Origin of the sequence: Okeania sp. SIO2C9 (assembly GCF_010672455.1) — a bacterium.
GTDB lineage: Bacteria > Cyanobacteriota > Cyanobacteriia > Cyanobacteriales > Microcoleaceae > Okeania.
The window spans coordinates 66,566-91,738 of the sequence record NZ_JAAHGO010000018.1 but is presented as its reverse complement, the minus strand read 5'-3'; the positions used below and the strand labels follow the sequence as shown (position 1 = coordinate 91,738).

Sequence of the window (25,173 nt, the reverse complement as noted above, 5' to 3'; positions counted from 1 at the left end):
AGACACAGATGGTACACATACATTAGTAGTTAAAAGTACAAGTACTTCTAGTGTTGGTAATTATGCTTTATTTGCTCAGAATATCACTAACCCAGAAAACTCGACTCTACTAAACTTTGGTAATTCCACATCTGGAAGCATATCTGTCAGTGACGAAATTGATAGCTATCATTTTAACGCTACTGCAGGAGAACAGATCATCTTCAACTTACTGGGGAACTCATTTAGTTTAAATCCAGAAGTAGAAATTATTAACCCTGATGGTACTATCTTTCCTGTAAATGAGGATGTAGCAATATTTCAAATTTCTCTAGAACAGACTGGTAACTATACCGCTTTGATTACAGATGATTTTGGTAGCGATACAGGTGATTATGGTCTGAGTTTGCAAAGTACCACTAATCCCGGTAACGTTACTCCTACACCAGCACCAACAGAACCGCCAGCTCCCACTCCAGCACCAACAGAACCACCAGAAGATCAGACCCTCAATGGTGGTAGTGGTAACGATACTCTTAATGGTAGCAATGGCAATGATTCATTAATTGGTGGAGGTGGTCAAGACACTCTCAATGGTAGCAATGGCAACGATACTCTCAATGGTGGTAGCGGTAACGATACTCTCAACGGTGGTCAAGGTAGTGATCGCCTATTTGGTACATCTGGTAATGACTCTTTAATTGGTCGCTCCGGTAACGATATCTTGTTAGGTGGTTCTGGTAACGATACTTTAGAAGGAGGTATTGGTCGCGATCGTCTCAATGGTGGTAGCGGTAATGATACCCTCACAGGTGGCGGCAGTATTGACCGCTTTATCTTTAACACTAATGAGCCATTTCAACTGGAAGATTTGGGTGTAGACGCAATTACTGACTTTTCTCAAGCACAGGGAGACATTATTATCCTAGACCGCAAAACTTTCACTGCTATTAATAGTGAATCGGGAGTAGGTTTCAGCATTGCGAGTGAGTTGGCTACAGTTACTGATGACGAACTGGCAGAAACTGCTGATGGAGTCATTGTCTATAACAGTGAAAACGGTAATTTGTTCTACAACCCTAATGGTAGTGAAACTGGTTTTGGCGATGGAGGTCAATTTGCCACTTTGATAAACACTTCACCGTTAGAAGCAGGAGATTTCTTACTCAGAGGTTAAAACTAATTGAGCGGGTAAATCTAAAACTACAAGTATGCTCTAGTTAGAATCTTAAATTTAACGGGAGTATCTTTAGTCAATAAGAGAAAAATTTATATAGTGTCAACATAACTACTAAGTGTATATCAGGGAAAAATAACTATGTTTGAACTCCAAAATCCTAGTAACACACCTTTTACTAATGTAGATGGTCCAAACCGTTTTAATGGGACAATTTTAGCTACACCTTATTTACTCTCAATTAATGGTCAACCAGGATTATTTATTAATGGCCAGAAAATTATTTTCCCTAATTTTCAGGTTAGTTTTATTTACGCCGTAGATACTGAGTTTTATTTTTTTGATTCAGGACAATATCAATTCTTATCAGATAACTTATCTAGTAATCCTATTTTTAGTATACCGAAGGGTTGGTTCAGTGGAGAAGCTACTACAGCAGATTTTGATGGAGATGGCAGCGACGAACTTATTTGGAGTTATTTCAATGGTGGTTTCCTATCTAATGCAGACCCCCAAGTTGATTATTTTAAGTTAAATGATAATGGAGTTTATGAACGAGTCAATGTTCCTTTTGATGATTTAGACCTGAGTTCGGATTTTCATTTTCACGCAGCTATTGATGTAGATTTTGATAACGATCTTGATATCGTCTTTGAAAATTTAGCAACAGAAGAAATTCAGATTTATCAAAATGATGGAGGCAATTTTTCCTCATTCTTAGGTGATATTTTCTTTGGTATTCCTTTGGATAATTTAGAAAATATTCATAGTGTAGATGATGATAATGACGGTGATTTTGATGTTATAGTAGAGGATAGTTTTGGCAATTTTTCTTTCTATATCAATCAAAATGGTGCTTATATAGAACAATTTGGCGATAATAATCCCTATGGTAATTTAGATGCTACAAACCTTAATGTTTCTTTTTATGATGTAGATCGAGATCGAGATATTGATGCCTTATTTCTGGATGAGGATGGCAAAGCAATATATTATGAAAATCTCAAAATTGACGATAATAAAATACCTTTCGTAATTGGCGATCGCGCTCAAGTTTTAAGTGATACATCTGAAACTATTGATGTTTTAACAAATGACTGGGAATGGGATGGAGAGAACTTAGAAATAACTAATTTTGAGACAATAACAGCTCAAGGTGCGACAGTCAGTTTAGACAATAATAGTACACCTAACGATCCTAGTGACGATCGGTTAATTTACACCAGTCCACCAGGAATTACTGCAGATACCAACGATAGTTTTACCTATACTGTTGAAGATACCGCAGGAAATGAAGCTACTGGAACAGTAGAGATAGAAATTGATTTTGATGAGCCACCAAACCCAGAAAATGATAACATAGATGTCTTTGCAGATGATAGTAAAAGTATTGATGTTCTGTTGAATGATTCTGAACCGAATTTTCAACCCCTAACTATTACTAACTTTGATACTAATAGTATTTTTGGAGGAACGATCACTCTTAACAATAATGATACTCCTGATGACTTACAAGACGATCAATTAACTTATACTCCACTTAGCGGGATTATTGAAAAAATTGAGGATTCATTCACCTATACAGTCAGTGATGATACTGGAAATCTGACAACAGCTACGGTCAATGTAACTATTGTTCCCCGATTATTTGTTCGACAACCAGAAAGTAATAATCCTTTTGCTGGCCTAGATGCAGGTACAACTAATGGCAGTACAGATTTTTCTACCCCTATTTTAGTCGATGTAGATGATGATAGCGATCTTGATTTAGTTTCAGGCAATCAAGATGGCAAAGCAGTTTATTTCCGTAATGATAATGGTACTTTTAACCAACAAATTGGCAATGATAATCCCTTCGATAATATTCAAGTAGGTGGTACTTTAGGTACTTATTCTAGTTTTGCCATTGCTGATTTTGATGGAGATGGAGATCAAGATATTGTTGGTGGCGATCGCGACAGTCTGGGCTACGATTATTGGCAGAATGACAACGGGGAATATACAAAACTTACTGATGAATCCAACCCGATAAAAGTGGAAAGTTTTACCCCATCCTATAGTTTAGTTACCGCTACAGATTGGGATCAAGATGGAGATATAGACCTGGTTACAGGCAATGAAATCAGATATCTGCGTTTATTTGTCAATCAAAATGGCATTTTACAAGAAGTATCTGATGAAAATAATCCTTTTCAATCTCTCAATCCGGATCAGAATTTAGGTAACCACATTAGTCCAGCTATCATAGACTTCGATGGCGATGGAGATTTAGATTTACTCGCAGGCAATGATAATGGAGAAATATTAGCCTATCGTAATGATGGTTTCGATCTATGGACGCAGTTAACTGGTTCAGATCATCCTTTTGGGGAAGATATTGATGTCGATCCTAGTAATTTTATCGAACGCACCACTTTAACTTTAGGAGATGTAGACGGGGATGGTGACGATGATTTAGTCACAGGTACAAGAGATGGTAGCTTTTTGTATTGGGAAAACATTACACCAGCGAATCCTATTATTAATCCACAACCACAACCACAACCAACACCAGCACCCACCCCAGCACCCACCCCAGCACCCACAGAACCACCAGCACCCACCCCAGCACCCACAGAACCACCAGCACCAACTCCAGCACCCACACCAGAACCAACAGAACCACCAGTACCCACACCAGAACCAACAGAACCACCAGCACCCACACCAGAACCAACAGAACCACCAACTCCCACACCAGTACCAACCCCAACACCAGAACCAACAGACCCACCAACTTCCACACCAGTACCAACAGAACCACCAACTCCCACACCAGTACCAACAGACCCACCAACTCCCACACCAGTACCAACTCCCACACCAGCACCAGCAGAACCACCAACTCCCACACCAGAACCAACAGAACCACCAACTCCCACACCAGAACCAACAGAACCACCAACTCCCACACCAGAACCAACAGAACCACCAGCACCCACACCAGAACCAACAGACCCACCAACTCCCACACCAGAACCAACAGACCCACCAACTCCCACACCAGAACCAACAGAACCACCAGCACCCACACCAACTCCCACACCAGAACCAACAGACCCACCAACTCCCACACCAGAACCACCAGCACCCACACCAACTCCCACACCAGAACCAACAGAACCACCAGCACCCACACCAACTCCCACACCAGAACCACCAGCACCCACACCAACTCCCACACCAGAACCAACAGACCCACCAACTCCCACACCAGAACCAACAGAACCACCAACTCCCACACCAGAACCAACAGAACCACCAACCCCAACACCAGAACCAACACCAGCACCAGCACCCACACCAACTCCCACACCAGAACCAACAGAAACACCAGCACCCACACCAACAGAACCACCAGCACCAACAGAACCACCAGAAGATCAGACCCTCAATGGTGGTAGTGGTAACGATACTCTTAATGGTAGCAATGGCAATGATTCATTAATTGCCGGAGGTGGTCAAGACACTCTCAATGGTGGCAGCGGTAACGATACCCTCAGTGGGCAAAGAGGTAGCGATATTCTCAATGGTGACAGTGGCAATGATTCATTAATTAGTGGTATCGGTAATGATACTCTCAATGGTGGTAGCGGTAACGATACTCTCAACGGTGGTCAAGGTAGCGATCGCCTATTTGGTACATCTGGTAATGACTCTTTAATTGGTCGCTCCGGTAACGATATCTTGTTAGGTGGTTCTGGTAACGATACTTTAGAAGGAGGTATTGGTCGCGATCGTCTCAATGGTGGTAGCGGTAATGATACCCTCACAGGTGGCGGCAGTATTGACCGCTTTATCTTTAACACTAATGAGCCATTTCAACTGGAAGATTTAGGAGTAGACGCAATTACTGATTTTTCGACTACACAGGGAGATATTATTATCTTAGACCGCAAAACTTTCACTGCTATTAATAGTGAGTCGGGAGTAGGTTTCAGTATTACGGGTGAGTTTGTTACTGTTACTGATGACGAGTTGGCAGAAACTTCTGATGGAGTAATTGTTTACAACAGTGAAAATGGTAATTTGTTCTACAACCCTAATGGTAGTGAAGATGGTTTCGGTGATGGCGGTCAATTTGTTACTTTGACAAATGCTGCACTCTTAGAAGCAGAAGATTTCTTCATCAGATAGGCGATCGCTCTTTGTATTAGGCAAAGTCAACTGTTTCAGTAATTGCCAAATCATTAGTTGATAGCGGTTTTCATAAAAGTATACTGTAGACTATAGTAGCGAGTATGGTTCAACAATTAATAATGAATAATGAATAATGAATAATTACCTCTCCTTGAAAAGAAGAGGATTGACAAAGAGATGAAAATTTTTATTCACAGGAGTCGATAGTCGGACAGCTCCGAGACCTCGCCATCCCATCCTACGGAATGCTGCGCAAACGACCGCTTATTATCCCCTTAAAAGGGGAGGCGCATACCCACAATTTTTCGGTAAAAATTGAGGAGTCATATAATTGATAGTTGTAGTCTATTAATGAAAACCGCTATTCTAAATTAAAATATTTTTCTTGCAGTTTTAAAGCTCCTAAAATATCATTTAATTTTTTGTTTTACTATACTCATGATTTGATTAAATTTCAATATATTTGATATGATTAATTAAATATAAATAACTGTTTTTTAGTAATTTCCTGAAAGTTTTTTGTACTTGTTTGGAGGCTGTATCATATTATTTTAATTCTGTTTATATTAGGAAGTTTCAGTGATTTGAAACAAGATTTTTCCGTTGTAATAGTTATGTCCGCTGCTTAGGTTTTATCTGTCATTTTTGCTTTTTCATTTTTTCGATTTAAACTATGGGTCATTTCAGTTATCAGTTATCAGTTATCAGTTATCAGTACCGACCACTAAAGCCGGAGGCTTGAAATACTGAACTGAATATTTTTTCATCCCCTTAAAAGGGGAGGCTTTATACTTCACTTTTTGGTAAAAGTAATTTATCTTTAATTTTATCTAGCACAGAATCAGTTAAATTATAATCACAATAATATAGACAATATAAAAGCAAAACATTTGCATGATAATATTCCTTCAACAGCAAGCGATCGTGCCAACTAAATTGCCAGTCGTGACCAATATCACGATATTCAATCATTACTTTTCTGAGCTTTTCTGTCCAATTTTTACTATTAGTTTTCCACCAAGCATCAAACAGTTCTTCTTTTTGATTTGGGTCTGGCAATTCGGATTTTAATTTCTGTAATGCTTGTTTTAGTTCTACATCAATATACTGTCCATCTCCAGTCAAATCATCAATTTCACTAGCTAAAGCATTTTTAGGGTAAAAGTGTGAATATCCACCAAATTCAAGAAGATCGTATAACCTTTTATCCATTAAAAAGTCGTATAGTAGATATTCATGTATTTCATAAGCTACTTTCATTTTTTCGTCAATCTTACTAACATCAGTAGAAGTAATAAAATCCCAAAATACTTCTCCAATTTATTCTATAGAAGGGATACCAAAAAAACTAGCTAGTTCCAAAAATTCGTATTGCTCAAAAATTCCGAAACTGTACACATATTCAAGACAAAGATAAAAAGCTCTAAAATCTAATGGAGTAAAATCTGAATATACAAGAGTAACTTCTCTTAGCCATTCTAAAAAATACTGAATTTTCTCATCGCTTACCAATAATTTATCAATTTCTTCTTTCATCAACAGAAGAGTATTATCCAGAGAATCTAATCTTGTCAGAGATTCTGCTCTAATAACTGGATGTAGCCAATATTTTCCTGCTTCAAACTCTATTAAATATCGTCTTTGTAAAGATTCAATTACCTGCATAGTTTCTGACTTTTTTACATCCCAAAGTAAACAATAAAGCCCAATTTTTTGCACTCTAGGAATCTCTCGATAAGAATAAATTCCTAAACGATATAGAAGATTATAAGCATGACGGTTATGTTCAAATAAACGGTCGAACTGACTAGCAATTAAATCCTTAATTTGTCCCTTTAATAAAAATTGTTTATTATCCAGCCAATAATCCTCTAAGCTACCACCATAATATGTTTCTATTGGATGGGTAATAACTTTCATTGCTAAAGCATTTCCACCATATGCTTTATGAATTTCACTCAAAACAAGAGTATTTATATTAATTTCAAATATGCTGAAAAATTCTTGCCATGCTAACTCGCTTAATTCTGGCAGTGGATATGATTCTATAAAACTTAATTTTGCCTCATTAATTTCTTCGCGACAAGTAATTAATGTTATGGCATTAACAGTGGGGTGATTTAAAACTCTTGTGATTAATTCAATATAATCACGATGTCTCTGTTGGAATTTTCCCTTTTCATCAAGAGCAGTTTCTAAATTATCAATTAATATCCCTACCTTTCCTTTTTCATTCTGGAGTAAATATTTTAGTTGCTCCAGCATATCAATAAATTTTTTTTTAGCTTGCTGTTTAAATTGTTCGTTTATTTGACGTTTTACCCAACTTTTGACAGAAACAATATATTCAGTATCCATCCCAACATTAAGCTCTAAAATTTTGAGTCTTTGAATTTGCAAATATTCACGAGCAAGAGTTGTTTTTCCAATACCTCCCTTGCCATAAATACCAATGATTTTTGCATTTCGGTTAGTAATAAGAGTATTAAGGTGAGCGATCGCTTCTTCTCGCCCTACAAAATCTGGTTTTTTCGGCACATTTATTTCTGTAGTTAATTCTTGCGGTAAAGAGTTGTTTGAAGAAAGCGAGATAGATGACTTCCCAGAGCAAAATTTTCGTCTTTCCAATGCTCCCCAAAAATTAGTCTTACTAACCTTTTATCCCAATACTTCTGATAGTAACCGCCAAAAAGTAGCACCTTCATTCTTAATATGCTGCTCATCATAGCCATTATTTTCAGCAATTTTTCTATAAGTATGCTTTTGAAAAGCACCAATAAAAATAAGCTCTTCAATATCTTTGAGTTTTCTTAGTTCCTTTTCAATAATTGCCTCATTAACAATTTCTAATGCTTCTTGCTCATTCATCATTCTTTTACTTAGAAAACTTTCTTTTTAGTTAGGGCTTGCTGATTAAATCTAAAAGCATTGATAGATAAATATTTTCGCTGTTTTAGGTAAAAAAAATGCCTGTTTTTCAGCTCTTCATGCTCAAAAAGTTAGTATTTTAGGCGCATAGTTGGGCAGAAAAATCATTCTTACAATTGTTACTTCTACCTCCTCTTAATTCCCATTTCTCCTGTTTTCCCCTCCTGGGAGGGGGAGGGGCGAGGGGTGGGTTGTCTCCTGTCTTCTGTCTCCTTCTCCTACTAAAAGACTTTTTCCGCAAGCCCTAGTTAAACCTTACTTTTGCGTACCTAGTCAGGTTACTAAACTTCTTAATTTATCTTACCGACAAATAATGAAATTGTCAGCAGAATAGTTTCATACCTTAAATAAATAGGAAATATCCAAATGTTTATAACTACTAACTCCCACTGGAAAAATATCGACCCCTTTAACTGCCAAGAACTCATTCAAGGCAAACATCAACATCGTTACCTACTCTTAAAAACCCTCCGCCAAGCACAAGAAAAAATTATTATTGTTTGCCCTTGGTTAACTCGTTATAGCCTCGATAATAATTTGATTCAAGAATTTAAAAATACCCTTAACCGCAAAGTAAAAATACAGATTAATTGGGGATGGCAACAAGATATTGGTAATATTATTATTCCTGGTAATGGTTGTTGGCAATTAAATCCTGCCAATATTTGGAAATACGATGCTATGAGAGAATTACAAAAACTTAAACAATTATACCCCAAATATTTTCAACTTAAACTAATAGGCACTCATGCCAAAATTTGGGTTTTTGATTATAAAATTGCCGTAATTACAAGTGCAAATATTCTCTGTTCAAAACCAGGAAATACTGATAACTGCCATGAATAAATTGGAATTTGGACTAATAATATTAATAACATTCAAAACTTGATTAACTCTTTTACCCAAGCACCAAACTTAGCAGCAAAAAAAACTTGTTATATCATGTCCGGTTGAACAGTTATAAATAAATAACGACCGAGGAGTCAGGAGTCAGGATTCAGGAGTCAGGAGGGAAGACTGAAGTTGGAAGAAGGAAGAAGGAAGAACAAGAACTGGAGTTGAAGGAGAAAGTTTTTTGATCACGCTCTTATCCGGACATGATATTAGGAATAGATAAAATTAGGATGCGATCGCTTCTCAAAAATAACTGAAAAAGCCATTGCATCCCCCTAATATTTTTTCAGCAATAATATTAATTAGGGCTTGCTGATTAAATCTAAAAGCATTGACATATAAAGACAAGTACCTTTTTGGGGCCTTTAAAAAGTGCCTGGTATCACGTCTAATATCATGTCCGGTTGAACAGTTATAAATAAACGACGAAGGAGTCAGGAGTCAACCCACCCCTAACCCCTCCCAGGAGGGGAATTCAGGAGTCAGGAGGGAAGACTGAAGTTGGAAGAAGAAGAACTGGAGTTGAAGGAGAAAGTTTTTGATCACGCTCTTATCCGGACATGATATAAAACGCTCAAAAAGTCAATATTTTAGGCGCATAGTTGGGCAGAAAAATCATTCTTACAATTCTTACTCCTACCTCCTCGCTCATTCCCGTTTCTCCTGTCTCCTGTCTCCTACCCCGGCAAAAAGACTTTCCATACGCAAACCCTAATTATTAGGTAGTGTACTCAGCATTAATTTTCACATAATCATAACTCAGGTCGCACCCCCAAGCTTTCCCACTACCAACACCATCGCCAACTTTGACAGAAATTAACACAGTATCATCCTTCAAATATTCTCCCGCTGCTCTCTGCTTCAAATATTCGCTAGCAGCAGCTCGGTCAAAATCTAAAGGTTGACCGTTTTCCATCATCAAAAAGTCTCCTAACTTTATCTCTAACTGCTCCTGCTCAAACTTCACTCCAGCGCGACCAGCAGCTCCGGCAATTCTTCCCCAGTTGGGGTCGCGACCAAAAATAGCTGATTTTACCAGAGAAGATCCTGCAATAGTCTTAGCAATTTGATTGGCAGATGCTTCATCAGATGTTCCTGTAACCTGAACTTCCATCAGACAAGTTGCCCCTTCACCATCACGAGCTACCGCCTTTGCCAAATAGACACAAACCTCTGTCAACATCGCCTCCAACTTTTCCGCCTCCGCCCCCACATTAGTAATAGCAGAGGTGCGAGACTGACCATTTGCCAAAGCAATTACTGTATCATTAGTACTCGTATCCCCATCAACAGTAATTTGATTAAAACTACGATTAACTGCTCTTGTTAACATCTCTTGCCATAATGGAGGAGAAACCGCTGCATCACAAGTTACAAATGACAGCATTGTTGCCATATTCGGATGAATCATCCCAGAACCTTTAGCAATGCCACCAATACGCACCGGGCGATCGCCCATTTGAGTTTCCAGAGCAATTGACTTTGTGACTAAGTCTGTAGTGACAATAGCTTTTGCTGCTGCTTCTCCCCCCTCTGTAGAAACTGTAGAGACTAATTCAGGAATTGCTGCTTTGAGAGCATCCATTTTAATTCGTTTGCCAATAACTCCTGTAGAAGCTAGTAATATTGACTCTGGAGAAATATTGAGTGCTTTACCCAATGCTTCCGCACTTTCCACAGCATCCTGCAAACCTAAACTTCCAGTACCAGCATTTGCTTGTCCAGAATTACACAAAATGGCTCTAGCACTTGGTTTAGCTTCTAGCTGTTGCCGACAGTAGTCCACACAAGCAGCTCGTACTTGACTTGTCGTGAAGACTCCAGCTGCGATCGAGTCTACATCTGACAAAATCAAGGCTAAGTCTGGTGCCCCGGAGGGTTTAAACCCCGCAGTAACTCCTGTTGCTCGATATCCTTTAGGAGCTGTTACCCCGCCAGTTATTACTTGCCAGTCTGACATAGTTTCTTTCCTTTATTTGATAATTGTGCTGACTGGCAATTATAAATTATTTGGGGGGTATTACGGATTAAACTTCATCATAAATCTAGATTTTCATTTGAGGATAAAAAAATCAGTGGCAACTTCCTTTGATGGATATCTCAAATTATTATTGATATTTCCTTGTTTGAGATATTCCATCAATCCTAATCTTTGTGGCTACTCCCACAATACCTTGCTATCATAAACTAAAGCGTTCCGTTTATCCATCAGTTTCTGTTCTTCACTAATTACTGCCTCCATTTCCTCTACCACCTGCTCGGAAACTCCCATTAAACCTGCCATTTTCCGAATTGCTGCTTTTTCTAGATCGTTATATTCTGCATCTGCAGAACATGCTTTTATTGCCCAATAGATCACACCTTTTTTCCCTTTCTGCACTATTGGACTACGGGACAGAATATCTGCAATATCTTCATTAGCATCGTACGCTCTCCCTGCCTCAATTATAGACATAGGCATTTCCCTACAAGCCGCAAAACCAAGCGCCCACTCACGCTCTGCTTCGCTAATGACAGCATCGCCTTTAGTACAGACCAAAAGCGCCTTTAATAAATCCAATCCTTCTTCATCACTGAGGTAGGTATCAGAAGACCATCCCCATTGTTCTTTGATCGCCCAACGGGAAGCCATTTTTAGTAAAGTATCTTCGTTACTCAACTTCTTAAATCCTTGAAAAACAACAAACGCCGCTATGATAGCAGCTATGAAGACATTTGTCAAGGTTTGAGAATTGTAACTTAAAAGCTACTGGGAAAAGGATTTCAGGCAAAATAATCTCCTTACTTAGGGTTTGCTGAAAAAGTCTTTTCGCAGGGGGAGGAGGACCGAGTCAGGAGGACCGAGTCAGGAGAAATGGGAATAAGCGAGGAGGTAGGAGTAAGAGTTGTAAGAATGATTTTGCTGCCATAGTCAGCCCAAAATACTAGCTTTTTGAGCGTTTTCAACTGAAACAGGCGCACTGCAATTAGACCCTCAAAGCGATCTAAGCTTTATATATCAATACTTTTATAATTAATCAGCAAGCCCTACTTATCTTAACTTAACACAGCAACCAGACTGCCGTGTCAATGTGCAACATGGAGGACGCGATCGCCTTCGGATTCTGTTACATCACTTTTGTTTTCAAAAGTTTTTACTAAGTTAACAAGCTATCAGCTATCAGCTAAAATCGGCGGGTTCGGTGTCCCCCACTAATTATATCATGTCCGAAGGCAATCGTTTGTGTAAAAGTTAGCGTGGATATCTACAGGAAATTTAAGTTTTTTTCTTGCCTGTTGCCTGTTGCCAGATGAGCTGTTGCCTATTTACTATATAAGACCGATGCTACCGGACATGATATTAGTGGTGTGCGTTGATGGGGGGGTCAAATTCCCATCATACGCCTTGAGAGCTGACCGCTGACCGCTGACTGCTGACTGCTATTTTTAATTTAACCATCCCAATTTTCTTGCCCAATTTCCAGCAAAATATATAGGCTTCATAAAACTCTCAACTACAGCCTTAAACCCATAGACCGCACGACCCCTTAAACCAGCTTTAACAACGATGACACCATTGAAAGGACTCACTGGTAACTTTGCAATTAATTCTTGAGCTAAGGCTTCCTTCTGACCTAGTCCTCGCAAACGAAACTGAGTAGCCTGGGTAGGACCATATACTATACGCAGCCATAGATTAGGATGTAAGAAGAAGTATTTCCACAACGGGGGTTTGCATCCAATTAGACCTGCTAGTTCGTCGATGTAAATATGATAATCAACTAAGCTTCGTATGCGAGCAGCATTATATTCAAACTGTTTTAAATATTTCTCTCGATCTATAGATGCTACCTTTTCCATTTCCTCAGAACTTGGGAGTTCCCTTTCCCCAGTGCAGATCGAGGCGAAAAATCGGGCTTGCATTTCTGAAAGAGGAAACTGACTTCCCAGGGCAGGACGCGCCCATCCTATCCAAGCAATTTTGTCTCGATACTGGGGATGAAATATATGTTTGTAGATAGTCCGAGGGTCAGTTTTCTTTAGTTCGTCGGGAAGGAAAGATACATAATTTTTGTAACCGGTACAAAAAACTACTGCATCCACATTTTCCAAAATTTCCCCATCGGCAGCTACTAGGATTCTGCCTCCATCTTCTACTTTCAATATTTCGCCGACGACTTTACACCCATGCTCTACAATTGCCTTTGGTAAAGAGAAATTTTTAGTTCCATAGACCCCCCAAATTCCGTTTTTGCACTTAACCTTTTGATTGAGCTTAACTGCAGCTTTGTACATTGGATCGTTGAAACTCAACCATTTTTGCGATAGGAGTTTGCTCAAGGTACGCCCGTATTCCCTGGGTAGTCCGTACACGCCCCGATGACTAGCATTGTCGAGAGCAAAACCACCTCTTTTCCTGGGTATTATCCACCCTGCTGAATTGCGAATGCTGACCCAGCAGTTATTGGCAACACGGGATATTTCTAAGGTTATGTCTGAAGCGGACTCTCCGCCACCAACTACTAATACATTTTTGCCGACAAAGCGATCGCCACTGCAATATTCCTGGGAATGGGAAAACTCGATATTAGTTAATAAATCTTTCCACTGTGGATAATTGGGGATACTGTTGTTGCCTATGGCTAATGCTACTCGTTTTGACAGCAGAGTTTCTCCAGATTCTAGTCTAACTTGCCATACTCCATCGTCTTGGGGAGTGACTGCCATGACTTGGGAGTTGAAACGGATTTTCTCAAAAACGCCAAAATGTTTGGCATACCTTGTCCAATAGTCAATTGCTTCATCCTTTGTCCAGAATTTGTGCTGATTGCCATCACCTATCCAGAAATCAGAAAACATACTAAACGAGCAAGAGGTAGTCAGAACTAAACTATCGTAAGCTTTAGAATAAACGCCTCCTATCTTTTCAGTTTGCTCCAAACATACTACTTGCTGCAATCCTCTTTCAAGTAATTCTTTGGTAGTAACTATACCTGCTACACCTGCTCCAATGACAATGCAATCTAACACCAGATTTAACCTCCTATTATAATTAAAATCCATCGGTTATTTTAGTTAACTATCAGGACTGACGCATAACCACAACATATATTAGGGGTGAATGGCCGTTCACCTCTAAAAATAGTGTATAATTTAATCTTTGACGTAAGTCCTGTCTATATTTCTCAATCTTTCACTGCTTCAATGATACTAAGCTCTGATTCTGTTGGAACTATTTTAGTAAGTTTGAATCCCGTCGTTTTTAATAATTTTCTATATTCAGTCTCACTTCGCACCCTTCCACCGGGAGTCATTATTAACATATTCATATCTATAAATTTACCCATATAAGGGTCGTTTCCTGGAGGCATGACTATCTCGATTATTAATAGAATTGCTTGTTCTCCCATCGTTTGATAACAATTCTGGAGAATAGCGATCGCCTCTTCATCACCCCAGTTATGAATAATATGTTTCATCATATAAGCATCCCCTCCAGTTGGAATAGCTTTAAAAAAATCCCCTTTTGCTAGTTGCAGGCGATTTTTAACCCCCATACTTGCTGGGAAATCAGATGCTCTATCAATTACATTAGGTCGATCGAACAACACTCCAGTCATATTCGGATAAGCTTGCAAAATAGAAGATAGCAATCTACCATTACCACCACCCACATCAACCAATTTACCAATAGATGAAAAATTGTAACTAGATAAGATACTAGGATTTACAATTCCTGAAAATTCTGTCATAGCTTGGTCAAAAGTTTTTGCTGGTACAGGGTTTTGCTGCAAAAATTCGTAAATATTCATACCATACAAGTTCTCAAAAGCATTCTCACCTGTTTGTATACTAAACATCAAATTTCCCCAGGTTTGATAGTGCTCTTCTCCAGACATAATTGCATAAGCATTTAAAGAATTAGGAATATTGCTTTGCAAATATGTTGCTAGTGGAGTCAGGCAAAAATAGTGGGGTTTAGTTTCAGCAAAAATGCCAAAACTTGCTAGAGTGCGTAACAATCTATAAATAGCATTTTTGTTGGTATTCGTTGCAATTGCCAAAGTATCACTATGTTGTTCTCCATCTTTAAGCAGATCGGCAATTTTAAGTTTAGCTACTATATAAATACATTGTGAAATTTGGTAGCTTCTAATCATGCCTAGTAGAGTTGTTGGAGATGGAACTTGGTTCAAGTTGGTTGGATAATTTGATGGAGTCATTTCAGTTATCAGTTATCAGTTATCAGTTATCAGTTATCAGTTATCAGTACCGACTGCTGTTTGCGCAGCATGACCTAGGAAAGCATAAGGCACCGAAATACTGAAGTTTAGTTTCTCTTGGTCTATTGGATATGGCAAAGTTTCCTCGCCATCCCACCCTACGGGAAGCTCCGAAGATAGAACTCCGTTCCGCTGTCACGAACGACCGCTTTTCATCCCCTTGTAGAGCGACACTCGCGATGCAGTCAAGGGGAGACTATTGACCCTATTTTTTTGTCATCAGTATATAACAAAAGATATGAGTTATACTAATTTGAAAAAAGAATGTTACAAATAATTTCAAACTTTAGATGTCGAATAATTTGCTGAAATTACTGAAGCATCAAAATTTTGAGCTATAAAATCATAATGCATGACTGTCTTGAGTGCGTCTTACATTCTGATATCCCCTCAGAATTACGCACTCGATGCATGACTTTTGACTTTTGAATTCCGTGAAACGGTATTAAATTGTAGCTAACTATAACCTTAAAAAAAATTAGTCGCAACTTTTTACAGGAGGTAAAAAGTCGCGACTATTGAGTCAAAAACATTATTCAGTTATTCAGAAAATATTTCTAACTCATGGAAGCATGACTACGGTCATAAGTAGTGACAAAACTAGGATGTGGTTTTCCTTGAATATTTCCCCAGTAATCATCTGCTTCTACACCGACTTCTGTGGCGGTGCGGTTCAGCATTGACTGTTGACGATTTTTAATCAGGTTATGATGACGGATCATTAAAGAGCGTGCTTGATTTTCTACATACATATTTTTAATTCTCCTGTTGCTGAGTTTTGATTTTTACTCTAACTCATGGAAGCATGACTACGGTCATAAGTAGTAACAAAACTAGGATGTGGTTTTCCTTGAATATTTCCCCAGTAATCATCTGCTTCTACGCCAACTTCTGTTGCAGTGCGGTTCAGCATTGACTGTTGACGATTTTTCACTAGGTTGTGATGACGGATCATTAAAGAGCGAGCTTGATTTTCTACAGACATATTTTTAGTTCTCCTGTTTGATTAACTATTGTTTGTTAAAGATTAATGAAGGTGGCAAGAAAGAAAATAAATTAGCTCATTGAAGCATTACCACGCTCATAATTTTTCCTAAAGCTAGGCTGTACTTTTCCTTGAATATGGCTCCAATAGTTACTATTTTCTAAGCCCACTTCTGTAGCTACTCTGTTTAGCATTGACTGTTGACGATTTTTTACTAGGTGGTGATGACGTACCATTAAAGAGCGTGCTTGAGGTTCAGTAAACATATTTAGCTGTTCGGGCGAGAAGCCCCACGCCATAATCTCCGATTTGACGATGGGATGAATCGCCAGTAAAATGATTAATGTAGGTAAAGTTAAATACAAGAGGGCTCATCCACCTACAAACTGAACCTAGACAACTGAAAGTATGGGGTTTTACAAGGAATTGTGCAGAAATTGCAGCCGCCGCTTGTATGTAAAACTTTCAAGGAAAATAGGTAGAGCGAGAAATTAATCTCTACTCCTTCTCCGGTGGGGCAGCACAGGGAAGTAAAACCAAAGCTTGTGAAATGTCCAACGGGTTGCCGGGAGTCAACGAGAAGCCCGCGCTATAGCTCGCAAGAGTTTAGCGACGGGAGCTGTCACATTTTCTCCCCTGATTATTGAACTCACGTTTGGGAAGTTTTTTTCCCTTACATATTCATATTAACTAAAAATTCTGTAACTGTTGCTACAAAATACTAATTGTTTACAAATATTTATATTTATTGTTTCTAAACGCTATATGTAGAGTTGCATTATATTAAATTAATATATGTAGCGTTTTGGCGCAAGAAGGCAGAAGGTAGAAGGAAAGGTTAGAAGAGGGAAAGTTTTTCGATCGCTAGAAATCTCCAATACAGCGCTTTTGCTAATTTATGAACCACATCTTCACAAACAAAACCTTGTAGGGACGTTCCCATGGGAACGTCCCTACTGTGGTCCAATCTGCATTAAGAGAATTAGCAACTACCCTGGGGCACAGGGAAAGTCACGCCTCTGGAGAGAACGACCTCTGATTGCTTGAGGAAACTCAGGCAAGTAAGTTGACTCGACGAAAGAGGAAAGTCTCGCAGTGATGTGGGAATCTCCGTTGCTTTAGCACGGAGAGGATGTCAATGAAAAAGTGGTTTGTAAACTCGATAGTTGATTTGAGGAAAAATATTGTCGATCACCTCCAGCTTTTCCAACCAACCTGAATCAATCTTTCCCTGTAGAATCTCTTCATAGAGCTTATTAAAACGCATCAAATGGGATCTTGTTCTCCGCACAGCATAAGAAACCATAGTCCCCGTACTCATAATAAAAGCCCAATCAGAAGATTGAGCCAGTAAAAGTTCTCTGGCCGCTTGATTTAACGCCCGCAACTCCAACTCATCTGCTGGTGTTCGTCCCGCCAACTCAATCATTCGCTCTGCAGTAGTATGTAGATGAGGATAAATCCAAGAGTTAGTATTATTGAGCCAATATTCATGGAAACCCTTATATCCCCAACTAGACTGTGCTGGAAGACAAACTTGATGTTCTGGGTGTTTCTGCAAATAATCTGCTAAATGAGTCATCCGATAGGTACTTTGGTCATACCAAGTTTTACGGAAGAGGAAATCCAAAAACCAAGGTCCTTCATACCACCAGTGCCCAAACAACTCAGCATCGTAGGGAGAAACAATAATCGGGAGTTGCTCCATAATATGGTATAGATGCTCAACTTGGCGTTCCCGATTAAACATAAAATTGCCAGCGTGTTCCGCAGCTTTTTCCCTGGCCCAGTATGGGTCGTAAAGTTGTTTATCCCCTAATCCCAAGCCACGACCTGTAATTTTGTGATACTTAATACCAGTATTCTTCCTCTGGCCATTAGGCATAATGTAAGGTTTAATATATTCATATTCTGCTTCCCAACCTAAATCTTTATAAAACTCTCGATATTCTGCGTCTCCTGGATATCCTACTTGGGAAGACCAAACCTGTTGAGAAGATTCATGGTCTCTGGAAAAAACAGCTACTCCTGTTTCTGTAAAGATAGGAGCATAACTACCAAATCTAGGCCGTGGTCGAGCATAGAGTACGCCGTGGCTATCTGTTAAAAAGTAACGTATACCAGCATCTGCCAACATTCGCTCCAGACCTTCATAATAGGCACATTCTGGCACCCAAATTCCTCTGGGACGACGGCCAAAATTTGCTTCATAATCTTGACAAGCAACCTCTATTTGTGCCCAGACTGCCTCCGGATACATTTTCATTAGTGGAAAGTAACCATGAGTGGCCCCACAGGTCATAATTTCTAGGTTATTGCTGTCTTGAAACTGTTTAAATGCAGAAATTAAGTCGCAGTCGTAACGTTCCCAGAGTTCTCGAACATTATTGAAGTGAGTGGCGTAATGTTCTGCAAGGTAGCGGATATGACCGTTATGGAGATTGTGGTCATATTCTTTTTCTGCTAATTCTTCAAGTAAGCTTAAATGGTGTTCATAGCGTTCTTGTAATAGTGGGTCTCGTAGCATAGACACCAAAGGTGGTGTGAGACTCATAGTAATTTTAAAGTCCACACCATCTCGTTTTAATCCCTCAAACATTTGTATCAGGGGGACATAAGTTTCGGTTATTGCTTCAAAGAGCCACTCTTCTTCCAGGACATAATCACTTTCTGGATGTCTGACAAAAGGTAGATGGGCATGAAGAACAAAGGCGAGGTAGCCAATAGCCATAGTTTTTAAGGGTAATTAATAAAAGGGCGAATTAAAATTGAAAATATTTACAATGTTTTAAGATTTTGACTACTCCCCGGACTAAAGTCAAGAGAATTCTAAGCGGATACTACACAACAGGATAAATCCTTGTTGCTTTGTCTCTTCTTAGCTGAAATAAACTCTCTGGGGACAAGTCAAAGTATCCCTACACAGTTAGCTTAAGTCTAAACCTAGCTTTGTGCTTACTTTTCGGATAATATTTGCAGCGACCTTACAGTCTGCATTGACAAAACAATTATTACCTGTTCTATACAAACCACGCTTTGTTCTTCTTCCTGACGGTTTCCAATCATTGGCCCGTAGGGTCGGTGCTTCCTTGCTCGGAACCTGAGTCCGAGCACCAGCACCGAGTTTTTCACCATAAATAGGTGGATAGTCACCATCTAAAAATGTAGGGGCGAATGGCCATTCGCCCCTACAAGTATAACTTTCTTCGGTTTCTATAAATATAATTCCATATTCTTGAGATAATTGAGCTATTCTTTCTTTGAGTCTAGCAATCGGAATTTGTACAAATTCTGAGTTATTTTTCTTGCCTAATTTTATTTCATTTTTTTGTCTTTTATTCCAACCAAATACAATTGTACCAATATTATTTTCTAAACAATGATTAATGACTATTCTGATTACTTTATTGATACCATCAAGCATTTGACGGCTGCGTTTTTCAGTAATCTCAGCTAGTCTATTGGACCAAAGTTCGGTCGGCTTGTTTTCTTTGATAGTTGATATTTGTTTGTTGTACCAACTATTCATTGATTTGAGGTGTTTTCCATCTACTATCAAACTATTACCAACATTCGATACACAGGTCAACCAGTTATTTAAACCATGGTCTATCCCTAATCCATTGTCTTGATTTAATTGAGGAATAGTTACTTCTTTTTCATAGACAAATTCCCAATAAAAACATCTATTTATCGGTAATATTCTCAGTTCTTTAAGAGAATTAAATTCTAGATTACTCGGCTTATAAATATAAAAGCAATCTAAACCAAACCAGCGCTTACAAGTCTTACCTAGTGGAACTCTAATTTGATTACCTTTGAGTTTTAACCCTTGTTTAGGATAACTAAATGTAGCCATTCCTCCTTTTTTTCTGTAGTTAGGAATCCTTGGTATTTTTGTTATTTCACCTTCAGTATAGGCTTTAATTAGACCATAATAATACCTAAATGATTCGGCTAAAGTTCTGAGTATTTGTTGTGCTGCTTGAGAATGTATAACTTTATAGTGATTATTGTTTTTGTAGACCTTTTCCAAGTAAAATTTACCAATGGTTTTTTTCGACTTAAAATATAATTGTCTAGCATAATATATGCCCATGTTAGTTAGTTTGTGGGACTGCTCACACAAGAATTTTAAAATAGCAATTAATTCGGAATTTTTACCTACTAAAACTTGCTGAAAACCATACATTTTTCGCTCCTTTAAACTTCAGCTAATTGTACTATATAATTGGAACGACTTTAGTGGTCTACCCTGAACAGCTTCCTCGGTTCAAACACGGGGACTTTCAACGGCAGCTTTTCCGCAAAGGGTACAAAAGTTAATTTGATGTCCTCTCCACGGCGTTATACCATTTATCTGTAACAATGCGCTTAATAATTCTTACCAAAACCTGAATTTTACTAATAGCTGTTATCTTTTATTAAGCACAACTTCATGGAGAAATGGTATTACATATTTGCGGGATAAATTATAGTTTTAGATAAAGAGGAAGTCAAAGACGGGATTTACCTCTTCTGCAAAGATTCATCCCTTGGTTGAGCAACCCTTGAATCCCAATTTCCTAGTCAATTAGTAGCTGATACCTTCAGCCTATCTATATTGATATATACTTCCATCAGGTAAGATTGCACCATTGAGTTTGGCATCGATGAAGCTAGCATTACTAATATCAGTGTCCCGCAAATCTGCTCCTCTTAAATCGGCATTCCAAAAAATGGCTTCTGTGAGGTCTGCTCCGCGTAAATTGGCCTCTTGAAGATTGGCTCCCCAAAAGTTAGTAGATTTGAGAATAGACCCTTGTAAGTTGGCTTCTTGTAAGTTGGCGCTCTCGAATTTTGCCCCTGTTAAGTCTGTATTGGTAAAATTGGCTTCTTCGAGATTTGTACCAGAGAAGTCAGCATTTTGTAATACGGAACCAGTCACGTTCATTTTCTGATACTTATTAGAATCACTAAGATTTATATTGGAAAGGTTGCAGAAAAAACATTCTTTTGTACGTTTTAAAATTCGTAGTTGCCACCTTGTATATGCCACTACGGGTGTAGCAAAAGCTAGTGAAAATAATAGGGTTGTTATTAATATTTTAAATTTCATTTTAGCCATTAATATTTGAAGACAAAATAAACTGTAGATAGCTAAGTTTATTATAGCAACCGAGAAGGAAGAAGGAAGAAGGAAGGAGGAAGGAGGAAGGAGGAAGGAGGAAGAAGGAAGGAGGAAGAAGGAAAAATATTAGACATCTCCAATAATAAAAAATTAAATCAATTATCCTGTAGAAATTATCAATTATTTCTCCCTATTCCCTCTTTTCCGGAGGGGTCTATTGCTTTTTCTGAGTTTTCAGCTTTCGATCTATCTGCCCCCTTTTCTTCGACTGCTATATCAGTATTATTTATTTAGTATTTAGGAATTGCATCAAGAGCGATCGCTATCTGAACCGGAGCAACATTTATAATTACAGGACTTACCGAAAAATTGTGGGTATGCGCCTCCCCTTTTAAGGGGATAATAAGCGGTCGTTTGCGGAGCAGTCCGTTAGGATGGGATGGCGAGGTCTCCTCGCCATATCCAATCGACCAAGAGAAAAAAAATTTTCATGAATTTGTCAATCCTCTTCTTTTCAAGGAGAGGTAATTATTCATTATTCATTATTAATTGTTGAAGCACGCAGACGAAATTATACACCATTTGTAGGGGTTAACGGCCGTTAAACCCTACTCCATATTTGTACTCTAAAGCTTTGATAAAATTGCTTTTATTAGGTAATAAAGCTGAATGCTGAATGCTGAATGCTTACTTAATAAGAGTTTTCATAAAAAGCTAAAACCAACCAATATCATATAAAAACCAAGCCAAACTCCCTGAAATTAACATTAGTCCAAATGCATATATATAAGTAGTTGTTCTTTGAGCCATCGCCCATATTTCACCATAACTAAGTTGGTGATTTTGAATCATCATAAAAGCAGGAGGACTAAAAATAAAAGGCAATATCCGACTCAACAGTAACCGGATAAATGCGATTACCATCAGCTTTAATTTCTGTTAGGTAAAAGTCTGTATTAGGAACACTAATTTTTGCTAATTTTTCAGTTAAACCCAATAAATCAGTAAATTTTTGACCGCGCCCATCTATTAAATAATGGAATGATTTATCAGGTTCATAAAAATCTGCAGCAGGTCGTTTTTCTAATACTGTAATTTGATGCCAACCACGTTTAGCTAACATTAGTGCAGTGGCAAAACCAGCCGGACCTCCACCGATAATTACTGCATTTTGGTTCGAGTTTTTTGTTTCTGTAGACATAATTTTTAGGAAATAATAATAGCAATTTTATAAATATTTGCTACAAATAGTTAGAGTATTTATTAAAATTAAAGTAGGAGAACCGTCGGATTGGTGAGGTACAGAATGAATTGCTTTAATGCCAGTTTTTAGACCAAAAACTCTCTTTTTTGTCAAAGGGATATTTCCTGTCAAGTAGGCTCGTTAACGTAGTTTGGCGCTAGCCAATGACCATTCACTCCTACTGATATTGTTATTTGTAATATCAAATATGCTAGGGTTCGGTATAAAAAAATGTTCCATCTTCAACCATTACCAAATATTTCTCGATCTCCCCATCTCCCCATCTCCCCATCCCCCCATCCCCCCATCTCCCTTCCTGACTTCTCTTATAACTACTCAACCGAACATGATATGACTCAATCCTCAAATTTATTGTATATTTCGGAGTCATTTTGGATTTGAGTTTCGTATTTTCTTAAGCTGTATAACCTGCTAGAAAAACACTGCAAAATAGCTAAAATATCTTCTACAATTTCAGTTTCAGGAGACAAATATTTGCTGTTTAAAACTACTAATTCACAATGATTTTGTTCGCACACCCAGTTAAATAAATCAAACCCAAAACGAGCTATCCTATCTTGATGAGAAACTACTACTTTTTCCACTTCACCTGACAAAATTTGTGAGAGTAACTTCAGTAATTTTTTACGTTGAAAATTTAACCCACTACCTACTTCTTTAATAATTTCAGCATCAGGATAAAGGTTTTGTAGTTCAGCTACTTGATGGTTTAAGTATGGCTTTTGAGCATTGCTTGACACTCGACAGTATAAAACTGTTTTTCTGCTAGAAACAGACGCATTTTGAATATAGGAGTCAATATCATAACGCCTTTGACCAGCAGGGGTTTTTATAGCATTTATTTGACCAGCTTGTTCCCATCTCACCAAAGTGCGAACATCAACTCCTAATACTTCAGCAGCTTCTTTAGGTTTGACAAATTTTACCACATAATTACCAGTAACAACTGGCGTATAATAACGCTTTATGACGTAAGTTGTCAACTCTAGCGCTGTGCGCAGGCAACAGGCAACAGGCAACAGGGGGAATAATATCATGTCCGTTTGAATGCTTATAATTAAGATGGGAGCGGGGGAGTAGGGGAGCGGGGGAGTAAGGGAAATAGAAAGATTTACATCTGAAGCACTCATGATAAATTTTTTCATCACGCTATTATCCCGACATGATATAAATTGCTGTTTGCGGAGCATCTCCGTTGGAATAATATAAGATTGACATCTCCAGGGGTTGAAACACCCTGGATTCCGTGGTTAATCCACCGCAAATGGGATGAATCCACATTTGCTTAAAGCCTGAAGGGCAGACTTCTAAACTCCTCGACATAGACCGAAATCTAGCTGTGAGTCTACTTTTTTTTAGCTTTCACGAGTGGTTTTACTCAATATGTTGGAGCAATCTTCTCGCTGCTCTAGCTGCCTGCTTGCTTTTCCTGCGGAATGCTACGCAAACAGCCGTCGTAAGAAATTAATTCCCCGTCTCCTGTCCGCCGGAATTTCACCGCAAAGCGCGATCTTGTCATGGCGACAAACCTTGTTCCTTATTCCGCTAGTATACCAGACTTTTACGCCGCTTTATTACCCGCGCGTCGTTATTCAACCAGGGGATAAATCTTCCGGGAACTTTCCTCCCGCCATTTTTTATGTTTTAGCTATTAGACGCCTCCGATAATTAAAAATAAAATCAATTATTCCATAGAAATTATCAATTCTTTCCTCCTATTCCCTACTCCCTACTCCCTCTTTTCCGGAGAGGTCTATTAGACATCTCCTGCAATTTGTAAATATACCAGCGCATATTGCTATAGCAGGGAATAGGAAACAGTGGGAAAAACATCTCCCAGTCTTTATGCTCCTATCGAGTGTTCCCTGTTGAATTTACCAAAAAATTGTGGTTGAAATCCTCTTCTTTTAAAGGAGAGGTAATTGTTAATTATTAATTATTAATGGCTTTGTTGCATGAAAGTATATAGCTGCCGCACTTGCTTGTGCATATCTACTTCATAACGCGCGGAACTGCTGTAACTATTGGACAATAGATAAATAGAACATCAATGTTTAACATAAAAAGGCTGAAACTTTTACCTGTAAGAGCTTTGAGGTTTAATAGGCACAGCAATAACTATTGGACAATAGTAAATAGAACATCAATAATCGTCAAACACAGCGATATAGCTGCCGCACTTGCTCCGCCAACGCTTTGTGTGCAGACCAATAACTATTGGACAATAGATCAATAGAACATCAATGTTTGACATAAAAAGGCTGAAACTTTTACCTGTAAGAGCTTTGAGGTTTAATAGGCACAGCAATAACTATTGGACAATAGTAAATAGAACATCAATGTTTAACATAAAAAGGCTGAAACTTTTACCTGTCAAGGCTTTGAGGTTTAATA

General features: G+C 38.4%; 19 protein-coding genes. 3 read left to right on the top strand and 16 right to left on the bottom strand.

Annotation, left to right across the window (positions count from 1 at the left end):
* Window positions 1-337: 337 nt before the first annotated feature.
* Both F6K23_RS16620 and F6K23_RS16615 read left to right on the top strand, forming a co-directional pair.
* Window positions 338-1,156 (top strand): calcium-binding protein, encoded by an 819-nt coding sequence (locus F6K23_RS16620; protein WP_293157581.1) that lies wholly within the window; start codon window positions 338-340, stop codon window positions 1,154-1,156.
* A 141-nt stretch (window positions 1,157-1,297) separates the two neighbouring features.
* A complete protein-coding gene (locus tag F6K23_RS16615) occupies window positions 1,298-5,332 on the top strand; it encodes an FG-GAP-like repeat-containing protein (RefSeq protein ID WP_293157578.1) in 4,035 nt (1,344 codons plus the stop codon).
* A gap of 789 nt (window positions 5,333-6,121) precedes the next feature.
* Here F6K23_RS16615 and F6K23_RS16610 read toward each other — a convergent pair.
* The 3 genes from F6K23_RS16610 to F6K23_RS16600 are packed head-to-tail and all read right to left on the bottom strand — an operon-like array spanning window position 6,122 to window position 8,206.
* Window positions 6,122-6,595, bottom strand: a complete 474-nt coding sequence (locus F6K23_RS16610) for a hypothetical protein (protein ID WP_293157575.1) — start codon at window positions 6,593-6,595, stop codon at window positions 6,122-6,124.
* Between the two features lie 60 nt (window positions 6,596-6,655).
* The gene (locus tag F6K23_RS16605) at window positions 6,656-7,963 is read right to left on the bottom strand and encodes an ATP-binding protein (RefSeq protein ID WP_293157572.1); all 1,308 of its coding nucleotides are present in this window, start codon (window positions 7,961-7,963) and stop codon (window positions 6,656-6,658) included.
* A gap of 30 nt (window positions 7,964-7,993) precedes the next feature.
* On the bottom strand, window positions 7,994-8,206 hold the full coding sequence (locus F6K23_RS16600) for a hypothetical protein (RefSeq protein ID WP_293157570.1): 213 nt from the start codon (window positions 8,204-8,206) through the stop codon (window positions 7,994-7,996).
* Window positions 8,207-8,629: 423 nt separating this feature from the next.
* Between F6K23_RS16600 and F6K23_RS16595 the strand changes: the two genes are divergently transcribed.
* Entirely contained in the window at window positions 8,630-9,109 is a 480-nt protein-coding gene (locus F6K23_RS16595; RefSeq protein ID WP_293157567.1) for a phospholipase D-like domain-containing protein, read from the top strand.
* A gap of 766 nt (window positions 9,110-9,875) precedes the next feature.
* Here F6K23_RS16595 and argJ read toward each other — a convergent pair.
* From argJ to F6K23_RS16530, 13 genes are all read right to left on the bottom strand, one after another.
* Window positions 9,876-11,117 carry a bifunctional ornithine acetyltransferase/N-acetylglutamate synthase gene (gene argJ / locus F6K23_RS16590; RefSeq protein ID WP_293157564.1) on the bottom strand — a complete coding sequence of 414 codons (1,242 nt, stop codon included), beginning with the start codon at window positions 11,115-11,117 and terminating at the stop codon, window positions 9,876-9,878.
* Between the two features lie 198 nt (window positions 11,118-11,315).
* A complete protein-coding gene (locus tag F6K23_RS16585; RefSeq protein WP_293157561.1) occupies window positions 11,316-11,879 on the bottom strand; it encodes a hypothetical protein in 564 nt (187 codons plus the stop codon).
* A 704-nt stretch (window positions 11,880-12,583) separates the two neighbouring features.
* On the bottom strand, window positions 12,584-14,167 hold the full coding sequence (locus F6K23_RS16580; protein ID WP_293157558.1) for an NAD(P)/FAD-dependent oxidoreductase: 1,584 nt from the start codon (window positions 14,165-14,167) through the stop codon (window positions 12,584-12,586).
* A 155-nt stretch (window positions 14,168-14,322) separates the two neighbouring features.
* The gene (locus tag F6K23_RS16575; RefSeq protein ID WP_293157555.1) at window positions 14,323-15,360 is read right to left on the bottom strand and encodes a methyltransferase; all 1,038 of its coding nucleotides are present in this window, start codon (window positions 15,358-15,360) and stop codon (window positions 14,323-14,325) included.
* Between the two features lie 617 nt (window positions 15,361-15,977).
* The gene (locus tag F6K23_RS16570; RefSeq protein ID WP_293157552.1) at window positions 15,978-16,172 is read right to left on the bottom strand and encodes a hypothetical protein; all 195 of its coding nucleotides are present in this window, start codon (window positions 16,170-16,172) and stop codon (window positions 15,978-15,980) included.
* A 38-nt stretch (window positions 16,173-16,210) separates the two neighbouring features.
* Entirely contained in the window at window positions 16,211-16,405 is a 195-nt protein-coding gene (locus F6K23_RS16565; protein WP_293157549.1) for a hypothetical protein, read from the bottom strand.
* A 71-nt stretch (window positions 16,406-16,476) separates the two neighbouring features.
* Entirely contained in the window at window positions 16,477-16,671 is a 195-nt protein-coding gene (locus tag F6K23_RS16560; RefSeq protein WP_293157715.1) for a hypothetical protein, read from the bottom strand.
* A gap of 869 nt (window positions 16,672-17,540) precedes the next feature.
* Window positions 17,541-19,136: a glycoside hydrolase family 57 protein gene (locus F6K23_RS16555; protein WP_293157546.1), complete on the bottom strand. Its 1,596-nt coding sequence runs from the start codon at window positions 19,134-19,136 to the stop codon at window positions 17,541-17,543.
* A gap of 195 nt (window positions 19,137-19,331) precedes the next feature.
* Window positions 19,332-20,597 carry a transposase gene (locus F6K23_RS16550; protein WP_293157543.1) on the bottom strand — a complete coding sequence of 422 codons (1,266 nt, stop codon included), beginning with the start codon at window positions 20,595-20,597 and terminating at the stop codon, window positions 19,332-19,334.
* A gap of 402 nt (window positions 20,598-20,999) precedes the next feature.
* A complete protein-coding gene (locus F6K23_RS16545; protein WP_293157540.1) occupies window positions 21,000-21,503 on the bottom strand; it encodes a pentapeptide repeat-containing protein in 504 nt (167 codons plus the stop codon).
* Between the two features lie 880 nt (window positions 21,504-22,383).
* Entirely contained in the window at window positions 22,384-22,716 is a 333-nt protein-coding gene (locus F6K23_RS16540; protein WP_293157536.1) for an NAD(P)/FAD-dependent oxidoreductase, read from the bottom strand.
* A gap of 253 nt (window positions 22,717-22,969) precedes the next feature.
* Complete coding sequence (locus tag F6K23_RS16535) at window positions 22,970-23,098, bottom strand: hypothetical protein (protein WP_293157533.1); 129 nt, start codon at window positions 23,096-23,098, stop codon at window positions 22,970-22,972.
* 16 nt (window positions 23,099-23,114) lie between these two features.
* Window positions 23,115-23,708, bottom strand: coding sequence for an IS607 family transposase (locus F6K23_RS16530; protein WP_293157712.1), 594 nt, complete (start codon window positions 23,706-23,708; stop codon window positions 23,115-23,117).
* Window positions 23,709-25,173 lie beyond the last annotated feature (1,465 nt).

Bases quoted from the DNA above. Each gene is read 5' to 3' on its own strand.
- F6K23_RS16615 (WP_293157578.1), top strand. From the start codon at position 1,298: ATGTTTGAACTCCAAAATCCTAGTAACACACCTTTTACTAATGTAGAT.
- F6K23_RS16610 (WP_293157575.1), bottom strand. From the start codon at position 6,595: ATGAAAGTAGCTTATGAAATACATGAATATCTACTATACGACTTTTTA.
- F6K23_RS16600 (WP_293157570.1), bottom strand. From the start codon at position 8,206: ATGATGAATGAGCAAGAAGCATTAGAAATTGTTAATGAGGCAATTATT.
- F6K23_RS16595 (WP_293157567.1), top strand. From the start codon at position 8,630: ATGTTTATAACTACTAACTCCCACTGGAAAAATATCGACCCCTTTAAC.
- argJ (WP_293157564.1), bottom strand. From the start codon at position 11,117: ATGTCAGACTGGCAAGTAATAACTGGCGGGGTAACAGCTCCTAAAGGA.
- F6K23_RS16575 (WP_293157555.1), bottom strand. From the start codon at position 15,360: ATGACTCCATCAAATTATCCAACCAACTTGAACCAAGTTCCATCTCCA.
- F6K23_RS16570 (WP_293157552.1), bottom strand. From the start codon at position 16,172: ATGTATGTAGAAAATCAAGCACGCTCTTTAATGATCCGTCATCATAAC.
- F6K23_RS16565 (WP_293157549.1), bottom strand. From the start codon at position 16,405: ATGTCTGTAGAAAATCAAGCTCGCTCTTTAATGATCCGTCATCACAAC.
- F6K23_RS16560 (WP_293157715.1), bottom strand. From the start codon at position 16,671: ATGTTTACTGAACCTCAAGCACGCTCTTTAATGGTACGTCATCACCAC.
- F6K23_RS16555 (WP_293157546.1), bottom strand. From the start codon at position 19,136: ATGGCTATTGGCTACCTCGCCTTTGTTCTTCATGCCCATCTACCTTTT.
- F6K23_RS16550 (WP_293157543.1), bottom strand. From the start codon at position 20,597: ATGTATGGTTTTCAGCAAGTTTTAGTAGGTAAAAATTCCGAATTAATT.
- F6K23_RS16545 (WP_293157540.1), bottom strand. From the start codon at position 21,503: ATGAAATTTAAAATATTAATAACAACCCTATTATTTTCACTAGCTTTT.
- F6K23_RS16540 (WP_293157536.1), bottom strand. From the start codon at position 22,716: ATGTCTACAGAAACAAAAAACTCGAACCAAAATGCAGTAATTATCGGT.